Source organism: Bordetella genomosp. 7 (genome assembly GCF_002261265.1).
In the GTDB taxonomy this organism is placed as follows: domain Bacteria; phylum Pseudomonadota; class Gammaproteobacteria; order Burkholderiales; family Burkholderiaceae_B; genus Bordetella_A.
Window position 1 is genome coordinate 64,967 of record NZ_NEVK01000007.1, and the last position, 12,199, is coordinate 77,165.

Below are 12,199 nucleotides of genomic sequence, written 5' to 3' on the forward strand. Positions count from 1 at the left end.
GCCGCGCCGGCGGGATTCGTCTGGCACAATGCCCCCAAAGCGGCGGCGCCGCGGCGCCGCCTTGAATAAACGCTAGCCGGAGACACACGTCTTGCCTAAGGAAAACCAAGGCCTGCAGATCATCCAGCACCTGGGGCAAACTTATCGGGCCATGCAGGCATCCTTCAGCAGCCGCGTCGGGCATGCCCTGCCGCGCTGGCGCATCCTGCTGACCCTGCATGAGTACGGGCAATGCTCGCAGAAAATGCTGGCCGAACGCTGCCGCCTCGATCCCGCTTCGCTGACGCGGCTGTTGCAGGCCATGCAGCAGCTGGGCTGGGTGACGCGCAGCGCCGACCCCCACGACAACCGGGTCACCAACGCCAGCCTGACGGCAACCGGCCAGGCCGTGGTCAACGAGGCCCTGCCGCGCCGCGAAGCGTTCTTCGAAGAATCGCTGCGCGGGCTCACCAACGACGAAATCCACACCCTGACCCACGCCCTGGACATTCTGGAACGCAATTTCGTGCAGGCCGCCCAGCCGCGGCCCGAACCGGGCAACTGACCCGTCCGAAGGCGCCGCAGTCGCCCGGCGCCCGGCCAAGCCGCCGCCATTCGTCAAAAAACGTAACAATTATTAAATCGCGTTTCGCTCGCGTTCAAATTGTCATACATGGCATAACATCCAGCACCTTCTGACAGATGACTGAACGCGCGCGACTCCTCCAGGCGGGTGCGGTACGGCCTTGTATTTGATAGATCAATGAAGTACGCAATAGCAGCACCCGCGCAATTCTTGATTGTCGACGAGCACCCCACCTTCCGCGTCGGCATGCGGGAAATCATCCGGAGCGTCGTGCCAGATGCACAAATAAAAGAAGCCGACGGCGTCCCGGAGGCCTTGCGCGCCGTAGACGGCCCATGGCAGCCCGATACGCTGATCCTGGACTTGCGGCCCGGGCCCGACGCTCCCCGTCAGCTGGCCGCCTTGCGCGGCGCCTGCCCGGGCAGTTCCATCATCGTGGTGTCCATGCACGCCGACAGGCGTATCATCGACTCGCTGCTGGCGTCGGGCGCCGACGGCTTCATCTGCAAGTCCGTGCCGCCCGACGAGCTCGGTGCCGCCATCCGGGCCGTGCGGGCCGGGGACGTGGTGGTGCGCTATAGCCGCGGGCCGGCAGCCAGCCCGACTCAGTGGACCCAACGTATCGAAGGTCTGACGCAGCGGCAGCGCGACGTACTGGCCATGCTTGTCGATGGCCTTACCAATAAAGAAATCGCGCGCCGCCTTGAAATTTCCCCTTTTACCGTGCGTATCCACGTGTCGGCGCTGCTGCGCGCCTTGAACGTGTCGACCCGAAGTGCGGCGGCGGCGCTGGCTTCGAAGGCAGGCGTCAATCAAATGAGCTCCCTGCACGCGGGCTCGACCCAAGCTGGCAACGCAGCAGCCGTACGCACTTCGGCCCCAGGTCCGGACAGCGAACAACCGGCGCACTAGTACGCACTAGCCCATCTGCGCTACTGCTTTTCTTGCATTGCACCTCTATGCTTGCGTCCCGACCGCGGCGGCGACGCACTGCAAGCCGCTCGGACCGCGCTTTTGATTGCCCGGCGCCCGAGCATCCGGCCGCCTGCGATCTGGTTGCGCAGCGTCCTTCTCCGGCCTGGGCGTCCAGGCATTCCCGGTTTTTATCAACGCGGCCGCTGTGTCGGCCACGCGCTTCCATGGAGTCAACATGTTGGGTCTGAAACGAATTCTGCTGCTTTCCACCTTCTTGCTTTTGTCAGCCTGCGCCGGCACGGGCGGTATCGGCGGCCAGGACCGCATGAGCCCCGAATACCTGCGCCAGCATCTGGCCAAGGGCAAGACCACTAAAGCCGATGTGCAGCAAATGTTCGGCACGCCACGGTACAAGACCGACGACTCTGATGGATCAAGCTATTGGTCGTATTCCGAACGGCAGATCAATGGCAACCTGTTCACCCAGGCGATGGAGTATCTGCCCAGTCTGGGCTACGCAGCCGACACTGCCATCGACGTCGGGCAAGGCCCCAAAACCAGGCGCAGCCTGGACATCTGGTTCGATACCCGCGGCAGGCTGAGCAGCTACAACGTCGGTGGAAGTACCGGCGTAGATCGGTAATCAGGGCATTGGCCGCCGCTGCCCGTTAGCGGCCGGCGGCCCCGACAGACGCGCGGCTGCCGCATAATTCCACGCCCGCGTCGTCGATAACGCAATACCACAGCGGCTCACCGGCGTCGGCGATGCGCCCGCCAGGTATGAGCAAATCGATGCTGGCGCCAGGCGCCAGCATTCCGGGCTCACCCAGATTGCGGGCCGCGTGATGGTTGCGCGCGCTGCCCATGACTACATCCAGCAGTGTCTGATGCAGCGGTGTCGGATTGGTGATGCGCAAACGTGGTTCCGGCCCTTGCCGGCGCACTTCGAACCGCAGCGACTCGTGCGCGCGCGCATCGGCCTTGACGCCATCGGGCCGGAAAAACACCTTCACCCGCGTGCGAAACGAAATCTGCAGCAGGCCGGCCCCGGTCGCATCCGCCTTGGGCGGTATCTCGAGTATGTTCAGCCAGTACACCGACTCGCGCCCGGCGGGCGGGCTGCCGTGGCCGGTATACAGGATGCGCAGGCGCTGTTGCGCGCCGGCTTCCAGCCGCAGTATGGGCGGCAGCACCAGGAACGGCGTAACGATGGTCTGTGGGTCCGCGTCGCGGTTGCCGGCATCGAACCACATCTGCAGCAACACGGGCTGATCGCCCTCGTTGGCCACGCGCGGCGTCACCTCGGGCTGGTCCGCCGACACGATAAGCCGCGTATGGCTTAGCGACACGGCGGCGTGCGCGGCCGCCATGGGCAGCGCAGCCGCCAGACACAGTGTCGCAACGGCCCGCGCCCGCAGGCGCCGGAAGTTTCGTGGCTGGGAAGTCTGTGACATGGCGGCCTACTTATAGTCCAGCGTAAAGGTCACGGCCGACCGCACCGTGCCGCTGGTCACGGTAGGGCTTACCTGGTACAGGGAAGCTTGCAGCGGCACGACGTAGCTGCCCATCCGCCGGGGATCATAATCGGCCAGGGGATACACCGTGCCGAATGCCACCGGCGTGCCGTCGCCGCGCGCCAGCTGTATGCCCACGCCGGCTGCCGTGGACGAGGCCGCCAGCGCCACCACGCCGCGCGACGCGTCCAGCACCTGGGTGGTGGGCGCAAAGCTGTAGCCGATGCTGCGATACCCCGCCGGGCAATGGTTGAACGACAGGTTGAAGGGCGTAGTGGCGGCGATACTGCCTATGCCCTTGAACACATTGCGCGGCACCGTGGGCAAAGTCACAGACACGCTCGGCGTGGTGCATGTGCCGCCCGACACCAGCGTGACCGTATTGGGCCGCACCTGTGCAATGCGGTAGGTGCCCGCGCCTACCGATATCGTGGCGCCGTCGGTCTGCATGTGCCGCAAATACATGGGGTCGAAGATCGTCACCGCCGCCGGCAGCGGCTCATTCAGCCGTCGCACAAAGCGTATCTGCACGTCCGCGCCCACGGTAAAAGGCTGTCCGTCGTTGTAGGTGATGGGAAACGATGCGGCAGGCGTCTGCTGCCCGGCTGTATTGATGGTGAGCGGCTGCCAGTCGGACACCTGGCCATTGACGATAAATCGCCAGCGCGCAATGTAGGCCACGCGCAGATTATTGGTCTGGTAAACGCCATACGTCTGGCCGTCCACATCCATGACGCCGTCGCGCACATAGGGCGGATAACCCTGCACCGTGAACTGCACCGATCCGGCCTCGCGCAGCGCCTGCAAGGGCGTACATCGCCACGCCGCCGGATTGGCGGCAGTCAGCCATGGGCCCATCACTTCTCCGGCCTGGTTGTCACGGGGCACGAAAATCGTCGCAGGATCGACGTACTGGTAATAGATATGACCCGTTGCACTGGCATCGCGCACGCAGTTGGCCCATAGCCCGTCCGCGCGCGCGCCACAGGCCAGCAGCGCCATCAGCCCGGCCAGCGCGCCCCGCCACAGCGCGCGGCATCGCTGCTTATCTGCCGCCATGTCCGTCCTCCGGTTCGGGCATGCACGAGGCGCTGAACTCCTGAAAGCCCGCCGCGTGGCGCACGCCGCCGTCGCCCAAGTTGTAGGCGACCGTGCAGGATTCTTCCTGCGCCTCGCCCCATTTGATCCGCACGCGGCCCGCCTGTGCCGGCAGGCGCACCAGCGCCTGCCCGGCCTGCGCCACATAGCCAAGGTGCCCGCCCTGCTCGTCCATCACCGCCGCGCCGAACGGCAATACGCCGCCCGCGTGGTCCACGATGGTCATCAACACGGAATGCCCGGCCACGGTTTCAAACCGCACCAACGCAATGGCGCCGGCGGTGGGAGCCAGGTTCCGGCTGGTTTCCTTGACCGCGATGTCGGTGCTGATGCCCTTGGGGTCGATCTCGACCGTATTCTGCCGATAAGGGCTCAGGTACGGCACGATGGCGCGTCCCCGGCTGTCCAGCCGCACGCCGCTGTAATTGGTGATGCGCGCCCCTTGCGCGCCCGGCGCCTCGACCAGCGCGGCGGTTTCGCCCAGCATGGGTCCCATCACCACCCCGCCCGCGTACGCGACCACGCCGCCCGACACGCTGGCGCTGAACTGCCGGTAATCCTTGCCTGCGGAGGCACTTGCGCCCACGTTCGCGAATGGCGCAGACCATGACGCAGACGCCCCTGCCGTGGTAACGCGCGGGCCGGGTCGGCCTTGCACCGTACTGGCGAACACGTTGTAGCCGTATTGGTGATCGTCGCCCGCCGTGCCGGAAAGCGCCGTCTGCGCGCCTTGCGAATAGCGGTCGCGGCTGTACGTGGCGCTAAGATTGGGCGCGCGCGCCGTCGACCCCAGCGGCACCGACAGGGTCAGCATGATCTGGTTATTCCATTGCCCGGTTTCCAGAAGACGGGTGCGCCCGGCGCTTACGCCGTAGTTCACCTGGCCGATACGGTTGTTGTACTGCAGCTGGAATTCGGTGTCGGCGCCTGACCCGCCCCAGTAATCCTGGCGCGACGCATTGGCGCTTATGGCGCCCCAGGAACCGGGCAGCGCCTGCGACAGGCTCAGCTGAAACCGGTTGCGCCGGCTCTTGAGCGACGTGAACTGCCATGGCGTATCGTCACCAGCAAACTCGCGCAGCAGGAACGCATCATTGGCGTCGTAGAAACCCGCGCTGGAATACCGGTAAGCCGCCAGCGCAAGACTGGTCTGCGTCGCGGGCAGGATCTTCGAATACCCCAGGCGGATGCTGTGGCCATCGTGCCGCCCCGCATCGCCCAGGTCGCTGCGGGCATACGTAATGTCCGAAGATATGGCGCCGAACTGCGTATTGAGCGCAATGCCGCTTGCTGCAGCCTGATAGCCCTGCGCGGCCAGCACGCCTCCGTATCCGGTTACCACGTTCGAGAACCCGTGCCGCAGGGTGCCCATGAACAGGGCGGGCGTATCGTCCACCACATTGTTGCGGTACTGCCCCGCCATCACGCTGTAGCGCGTCACGCCCGGGCGCAGCAACTCCGGCATGGCGGCATACGCCACCGTGAAAGTGCTCGTGCTGCCATCCGCTTCGGTCACGGCCACCCGCAGATCGCCGCCCGCGCCCGTGGGGTACAGGTCGTCGATCACGAACGCGCCGGGCGGCACGGTGGTTTCGTAGATCAGGTTGCCTTGCTGGGTAATGCTTACCCGGGCATTGCTGCGGGCGATACCCTGCACCACCGGCGCAAAACCCCGCTGCGAATCGGGATACATGCGGTCTTCGGACGCCAGCTGCACCCCGCGAAAGCCAAGGCTGTCGAACACCTGCCCATCGGTCATGGCGTCGCCCACAGTAAAGCGGCTGCGCCAGGACGCAATGCCGCGCTCGGCATATGCGGCAAGGCCCTGATACGACGTGCCGCGTCCGCCACCGGCATTGAGCGCGCTGCGATACCGCAAGCGCCATTTGCCCAGATTGAGCCCCCCGCGCAGCCCAAGATAATGGCTGGTGTCGTCCGCCGCGCCCGCCAGCGAGCTTTCGGAGCGATAGCCCAGATAGTCGTACTGCAGCATGCCCGCAGTGACGCCATCTTCCCAGAGCGCCGGGTCGACATAGCCGCGCGCCTGCCGCCGCAGCAGCGATTGTGGGGCGGTGATAGTCAGCCGCAGTTCCCCACTGTCGAAAGCGGCCCGGGCGTCAGGCACGATCACATGCAACGGCTGGCACGCTGGCGCATCCGGCGAACTTGCGCGCAGGCCGGCGGAATAGGCATCCGCATCGAAACCCAGGGTGTCGAGCAATGCGGCGTCAAAGCAAGGCTGTGCGCCGCCCGCCTCGCCCGCCGGCACCCGGAAAGTCATGATGTGGCGGCCCTTCCAGGTATCGTTCACGATGACATCCACGGAATGCTCGCCGGCCGGCATCAGCGTCTCTTGCGAAAACATGCGGATGTCCACAGGCGACCGCAGGAATGCTTCGTCGAACTCGACATCAGCCTGCCCTTGCGCGCCCCACGATGCCAGTACCGCCGCCATCCCCGCCGCCCAAGCGCCCAGGCACCCGCCTAGCGACCGTTGCTTGCCGGTTGACATGCCGCGACGCTGTTGCGTTGCCCGACCACGTCTCCGCCGTGGTCGTTGATGACGGTGTAGGCCACCATTGGGTGTGCAGGTAAAGGGCCGGCCACGGGCAGCACAAACCGCCCGGTACTCGCGGGGGCCAGCATGTTGTCGGGCCGGGCCGGCAACTCGCCCGCGACGCGCCCGCCGGACCCCAGCAGCGCCAGGCGGCGAAAACTGACGTGGTAAGGCGTAGGGTTGCTGACCACCAGGCTGCGCGACGCGGGCTCGTAGCGAAAGCACAGTTGTTCATGTGCCCGGTCAGCGTGGCCGGGCAGCCCCGCCGGCCGGTAGAACACCTTGATGCGCGTGCGGAACGAGAACATCAGCACATTGTCGCTGCCCGCCTGCCGGGCGGCCGGCTTGGGCGGCACTTCCACCACGTTCAGCCAGTAAAGGCTTTCGTGGCCAGCCTGAACAATATCGGCGGCGCGGATGATGCGCAGGGCCTGCCCCTTCTGCGCATCGATACGCGCCACGGGCGGCGTCAGCACAAAGGGTGACTTGGCATGCCGCGGGTCGGCGGCCGCGTCTCCGTCGTCGATCCACGCCTGCACCAGCACGGGCTGCTGCCCGGTATTGCGCAGCTGCACGGTGGCTTCGCCGGCCGCGCCGTCCACGATGACACGCGTGCCGTTGACCACAACCGACGCCATCGCGGCGCCCGCCGCGCACCACAACAACAGCGCGGCGGCAACCCACGCAGGGCAAGAGCGGATTTTCATCGTTTGCTCTCCTTGCGGGTCTTGCAGCAGACCCGCCATCAAGCAGCCGGGCGCCGTGCTTATGTAGTTGGCATAAGGCGCCGCGCACTGCGCATGATGCAGCACGGAACGACACAATCGCTGCGCCCATCATACGCCGCGCGCAGCGGCGCGGCACGGGCGCGGCATGCGTCGCGCGCTACAGGTACTGGATGGTGTAGTCGACGCGGGACACCACCGTGCCCGGCGTCACCGCCGCGGCATCGGCGTAGTAGCGCGCGTAATACCCCAGCGTGGCGCCACCGGACGAGATGTCCACCGCCAGGTCGCCCTGGCTTGCGGCCGCGCCCAACCGGATCGGCGACTGCGCCGCATTGAGCACTTCGATCTGCACACCGGTGGCCGTGCCCGACGTGTTGTTCAGGCGTCCCGTGGCGACGTCAACCGCCGGGCCCATTTCAAAATGCGTGTGCGCCGTGTTCAACGTGGCGCCCGCGCAGCCGGCCAGCGTAATGGTGAAAGGCGTGGTGCCGGCGGTGGCGCCCGCTGCAGGCAGGGCGCTGGCGCCGATGGCAGGCAGCATCACTGTGCCGTTGTTCGTACCGGCATTTACCGATATTGCGCACGTGGTGTCGGTGATGACGCCCTGGAACTCGATGGTGCCGTCGGCGGCATGCGCGGCCGGGGCGATTGCGATGGCGGCGGCGACTACCGCCGGGATGATGCGGAACTGATGTTTCATGATGGCTCTCCAGTGGACTACGCAACAAACCCCTTGAAGACTGCGGATACTGACGACCCGCTTAACGAGGGGGTAGATTTACCGGGGAGCAGACTTGGCTGGAAGTGGCCGCTGGCCGCGCCCCCGTACCCTACAGGCAGCAGAATACGGAGAAGGCGCGAACGCGCTCTTGCGCTAAATCAAACGTTTGTTTGAATTGTGCTGGCGCGGATGCATAAATTCAGATATCGAATTAATTCTTCGGCGAATCAACATTTTGATTCAGCGATTGGGCCAATTGTCCCGCGACTTCTGTCGCGAGAATCCGGTTCATGTAGGAGTGGACGCGTACCGGGCAGATTCGCGGGCAGCCTGCCCTGTGCAGTGTGTAGATCCAGCGCTGCCGCGCGCCGGTTGACTGAGCGAACGTAGGGACAGCGGGGCGGTCAGCCCGCTGATACCGCGCTCTGCCCTTTGCGGCCGCTATAGGACAGCCACACCAGGCCCACGCAGATCAGCACCAGCGGCGCCAGCGAGCCCAGGTTCAGAATAGTCCAGCCCTGTGTCGTCACCAGCATGCCCGAGGTCAGCGAACTGACCGCCATGACCGCGAACACGCAGAAGTTGATCGCGGCCTGGGCGCGGTCTTTCTCTTCGGGCGCGTAGGTGCTGAGCGCAAGCGTGGTGCTGCCCGTGAACAGGAAATTCCAGCCCACGCCCAGCAAGAACAGCGACAGCGTGAAGTGATGCAAATCGGTGCCCGACAGCGCCACGCCTATGCACACGAAATTCAGCAGCGCCCCCCACCCCATGATCGGCAGCGTGCCAAAGCGCTTGATCAAGTGCCCCGTGAAAAAGCCCGGCGCGAACATCCCGATGACATGCCATTCCAGCACAAAAGCCGCATCGGCAAACGGCAGGCCGTGATGCTGCATGGCCAGCGGCGTGCCCGCCATCAGCAGGTTCATGATGCCGTAGCTGAGCGCGCCCGCGCCCGCGGCCACAATGAACGCGGGCTGCCGCGCGATCAGCGCCATGGGCCGGCCGCCCGCCGCGCCCGGCTTGCGCACCGGCGCAGGCGGAAACCGCATGAACCACAGGATCGCCATGGCCACCAGGGCAACCGCCACCAGCGCCAGGTAAGCGGCCACGAACGGCGTAGCCAGCAAACCCCGGGTATACGACGCCAGGTTCGGGCCAAGCACCGCGCCCAGAAGACCGCCCGCCATCACCAGCGACACCGCTTTTTCGCGCGCCTGCGGCGCAGCCAGGTCGGCCGACGCAAAGCGGTACAGCTGCCCGTTGGCCGAGTAATACCCCGCTATCGCCGTGGCCGTGCACAGCAGCCAGAAGCTCTGGATATATGTGGCAAACGCGCACAGCAGCGCTGACCCCAGCGCCACGGCCAGCCCCAGCATAAAACTGGCCTTGCGTCCATAGCGCGTCTGCGTCCACGCCACCGGCCCCGTGCACAAGGCCCCGCCCACCACATAGCCCATCACCGGCAACGTCGCCAGCCACCCATAAGGCGCCAGCTCGAACCCCACCAGTCCATTGATGGCGATGAAAGTGACGTTATTGGTAAGAAACAGGCCCTGCAGAACGGATAACAGCCAGAGGTCGCGATTCATTGCCGGATACGTGAAGGAGGGCCGAAGAGTGTTTTATTTATATATGCATATTACCAGTCGAAATATGAGGAACGGGCCTGCATAGAATGAGGAATATTCAGAGGGCGGGGGTGAATTCGGCGAGAAGGCGGTTTACGGTAGGGCAAGGGTGTCAGACACCCTTGGGGAGTCAGACACCTTATTCACGGCGTGAAGCCGTCCGCGCAGCCAGCCGCCCCTGGCATGGTCGGGCTTTCAAAGAGTGCCAGGCACTGCTGGGATATCGCCGCTGGTGTCTGCCATTCACACGATGTCAGGCACAACCGGAACGCCGCCGCTGGTGTCTGACTCCGAAAGGTGTCGGACACCTTACTCAACGTGAGCCGTCACACAGCAAGCCAGCCGCCCCTGGCCCACCCTGCTACGTCAGCCGCTTATTAAAAAACACCACCCGCTCGGTTTCGACGAACCCCAACGCCCGGTGCAACGCGTGGCTCTGCGCATTGCCGAGCAACGCATCCGACGCCAATTCCATGCAGCCCGCCTGCGCCGCCCATCCCTGCACGGCTTCGACCAGCAATCTCGCCGCGCCCTGCCTGCGGTACTGCGGGTCCACATAAATACCTTCCAGGAAAGCCACAGGCGAGTACGCCGTGCCGTTGACATAGTCATAGCGCAACGCAACCTCGGCCACCCCCACGGCGTCGGGCCGCGCGTCCGCGTACACCAGGAACACCGCCCACCGCTCGGATGCGGCGACGATATCCGCCATTTCCGCCAGGTGTTCAGCGCGCGCGCATTCCGGCCATAGCGCCTGCCGCAGCCGCAGCCAGGCGGCGTCGTCTGCCTGAACGCAGCGGCGTACTGTCAGGTGGGATGGGGAGGGTTTTTGGGGGGGATTCATGTTGTGGCCACGGTCTGGAATCGGGGGTGGCCTTGCGTGCGGCTAAAAGGGCATACCGCATTTGGCAGGTCGTCTCTGTGCTGATCCGAAGAACACCTTTGTGTAGGGACGTGCGGCCAGACGTCTGTTACGGTGTCTGACACCCTTCGGGAGTCAGACACCTGGAGCATGTTCAGACGTTGAACAAGAAGTTCATCACGTCCCCATCCTGCACGACGTATTCCTTGCCTTCGGCTCGCATCTTGCCGGCCTCTTTCGCGCCCTGCTCGCCCTTGCAGGCGATGTAGTCGTCGAACGCAATGGTTTGCGCACGAATGAAGCCGCGCTCGAAGTCGGTGTGGATGACGCCCGCGGCCTGTGGCGCGGTGGCGCCGATGGGCACCGTCCAGGCGCGCACCTCTTTCACGCCTGCCGTGAAGTAGGTTTGCAGGCCCAGCAGCTTGAAGGCCGCGCGGATCAGGCGGTTCAGGCCCGGCTCTTCCATGCCCATGTCGGCCAGGAAGACCTGGCGGTCTTCATCCGCAAGGTCGACGATTTCGGATTCGATGGCGGCGCAGATGGCCACCACCGGCGCGTTGCGCGACGCGGCGAATTCGGTCAGCCGATCGAGCAGCGGGTTGTTGGTGAAGCCGTCGTCGCTGACGTTGCCGACGTACATGGCCGGCTTGGCGGTGATGAAGCACAGCTGCTTGATCAGCGCGGTTTCTTCATCAGACAGGTCTACCGAGCGCACGGGCTTGGCCTGGTTGAGCGCGGCGATGCATTTTTCAAGCACGGCCACCAGGCGCTGGGCTTCTTTGTCGCCCGACCGGGCGGTCTTGGAATGGCGGTGCAGCGCCTTTTCGGCGGTTTGCAGGTCGGCCAGGGCCAGTTCGGTTTCGATAACTTCGATGTCCGCAATGGGGTCGACCTTGCCCGACACGTGCACGACGTTGGGGTCTTCGAAGCAGCGCACCACGTTGACGATGGCGTCGGTTTCGCGGATGTGCGACAGGAACTGGTTGCCCAGGCCTTCGCCCTGGCTGGCGCCGGCCACCAGGCCGGCGATGTCCACGAATTCCACGGTGGCAGGCAGCACGCGCTCGGGCTTGACGATCTCGGCCAGTTGCTGCAGGCGCGGATCAGGCACCTCGACCACGCCCACGTTAGGTTCGATGGTGCAGAAGGGGTAGTTTTCCGCCGCGATGCCCGCGCGGGTCAGGGCGTTGAAAAGCGTCGATTTGCCCACGTTGGGCAGGCCGACGATGCCGCATTGCAGAGCCATGTAAGTCCTTGATTTATCGGCGCGGTTGCCCAACCGGAACCACGGGCCGGAGCCCGCCGCCTGTGCGCCGGTAATCACCGCCGCCGGCGTCCCGCATGTTGGATGGGGTATTGCCGCCCCTGTTGCGCCTGCTTGGTCCAAATTCATGCCGATTGTAGCCGCCCTGCCCGGACGCGGCCCCCTGGCTCGACAGCCCCGCGCCCTACCGCCCCTGATTCCGCGCTACGGGGCGCCCGGGACTGCTCACGCGACCGGCTGCCCGGTTCCGTGAAAGCCGCCACACGCACTTGGGCCCGGCCGCAACATCTTGATTTTTATGACGGTTTTCCTTTGCTTATGGGCACTTTTGGAATTTCAACTTGCCG

11 protein-coding genes are annotated in these 12,199 nt (G+C 65.1%); 3 read left to right on the forward strand and 8 right to left on the reverse strand.

Features of this window, described 5'->3' with window-relative positions:
* Positions 1–91 precede the first annotated feature (91 nt).
* From CAL19_RS14940 to CAL19_RS14950, 3 genes are all read left to right on the forward strand, one after another.
* Entirely contained in the window at positions 92–544 is a 453-nt protein-coding gene (locus CAL19_RS14940; RefSeq protein ID WP_094797231.1) for a MarR family winged helix-turn-helix transcriptional regulator, read from the forward strand.
* Between the two features lie 198 nt (positions 545–742).
* Positions 743–1,477, forward strand: a complete 735-nt coding sequence (locus CAL19_RS14945; protein ID WP_094797232.1) for a LuxR C-terminal-related transcriptional regulator — start codon at positions 743–745, stop codon at positions 1,475–1,477.
* Between the two features lie 238 nt (positions 1,478–1,715).
* Positions 1,716–2,123 (forward strand): hypothetical protein, encoded by a 408-nt coding sequence (locus tag CAL19_RS14950; protein WP_038852200.1) that lies wholly within the window; start codon positions 1,716–1,718, stop codon positions 2,121–2,123.
* Between the two features lie 25 nt (positions 2,124–2,148).
* Here CAL19_RS14950 and CAL19_RS14955 read toward each other — a convergent pair whose 3' ends face one another.
* The 8 genes from CAL19_RS14955 to ychF form a co-directional block, all read right to left on the reverse strand.
* Positions 2,149–2,934, reverse strand: coding sequence for a fimbrial biogenesis chaperone (locus CAL19_RS14955; RefSeq protein ID WP_094797233.1), 786 nt, complete (start codon positions 2,932–2,934; stop codon positions 2,149–2,151).
* 6 nt (positions 2,935–2,940) lie between these two features.
* Entirely contained in the window at positions 2,941–4,053 is a 1,113-nt protein-coding gene (locus CAL19_RS14960; RefSeq protein WP_170941543.1) for a fimbrial protein, read from the reverse strand.
* Entirely contained in the window at positions 4,040–6,547 is a 2,508-nt protein-coding gene (locus CAL19_RS14965; protein ID WP_170941544.1) for a fimbria/pilus outer membrane usher protein, read from the reverse strand. The genes CAL19_RS14960 and CAL19_RS14965 overlap by 14 nt, the downstream gene beginning before the upstream one ends.
* A gap of 29 nt (positions 6,548–6,576) precedes the next feature.
* On the reverse strand, positions 6,577–7,356 hold the full coding sequence (locus CAL19_RS14970; RefSeq protein ID WP_170941545.1) for a fimbrial biogenesis chaperone: 780 nt from the start codon (positions 7,354–7,356) through the stop codon (positions 6,577–6,579).
* 178 nt (positions 7,357–7,534) lie between these two features.
* Entirely contained in the window at positions 7,535–8,077 is a 543-nt protein-coding gene (locus CAL19_RS14975) for a fimbrial protein (protein ID WP_026639133.1), read from the reverse strand.
* A gap of 425 nt (positions 8,078–8,502) precedes the next feature.
* Entirely contained in the window at positions 8,503–9,687 is a 1,185-nt protein-coding gene (locus CAL19_RS14980) for an MFS transporter (RefSeq protein ID WP_094797237.1), read from the reverse strand.
* 400 nt (positions 9,688–10,087) lie between these two features.
* On the reverse strand, positions 10,088–10,570 hold the full coding sequence (gene aac(6'), locus CAL19_RS14985; RefSeq protein WP_094797238.1) for an aminoglycoside 6'-N-acetyltransferase: 483 nt from the start codon (positions 10,568–10,570) through the stop codon (positions 10,088–10,090).
* Between the two features lie 172 nt (positions 10,571–10,742).
* The gene (gene ychF, locus CAL19_RS14990; protein ID WP_094797239.1) at positions 10,743–11,834 is read right to left on the reverse strand and encodes a redox-regulated ATPase YchF; all 1,092 of its coding nucleotides are present in this window, start codon (positions 11,832–11,834) and stop codon (positions 10,743–10,745) included.
* Positions 11,835–12,199: the final 365 nt, after the last annotated feature.

Bases quoted from the DNA above. Each gene is read 5' to 3' on its own strand.
- CAL19_RS14945 (WP_094797232.1), top strand. From the start codon at position 743: ATGAAGTACGCAATAGCAGCACCCGCGCAATTCTTGATTGTCGACGAG.
- CAL19_RS14950 (WP_038852200.1), top strand. From the start codon at position 1,716: ATGTTGGGTCTGAAACGAATTCTGCTGCTTTCCACCTTCTTGCTTTTG.
- CAL19_RS14955 (WP_094797233.1), bottom strand. From the start codon at position 2,934: ATGTCACAGACTTCCCAGCCACGAAACTTCCGGCGCCTGCGGGCGCGG.
- CAL19_RS14960 (WP_170941543.1), bottom strand. From the start codon at position 4,053: ATGGCGGCAGATAAGCAGCGATGCCGCGCGCTGTGGCGGGGCGCGCTG.
- CAL19_RS14965 (WP_170941544.1), bottom strand. From the start codon at position 6,547: ATGGCGGCGGTACTGGCATCGTGGGGCGCGCAAGGGCAGGCTGATGTC.
- CAL19_RS14970 (WP_170941545.1), bottom strand. From the start codon at position 7,356: ATGAAAATCCGCTCTTGCCCTGCGTGGGTTGCCGCCGCGCTGTTGTTG.
- CAL19_RS14975 (WP_026639133.1), bottom strand. From the start codon at position 8,077: ATGAAACATCAGTTCCGCATCATCCCGGCGGTAGTCGCCGCCGCCATC.
- CAL19_RS14980 (WP_094797237.1), bottom strand. From the start codon at position 9,687: ATGAATCGCGACCTCTGGCTGTTATCCGTTCTGCAGGGCCTGTTTCTT.
- ychF (WP_094797239.1), bottom strand. From the start codon at position 11,834: ATGGCTCTGCAATGCGGCATCGTCGGCCTGCCCAACGTGGGCAAATCG.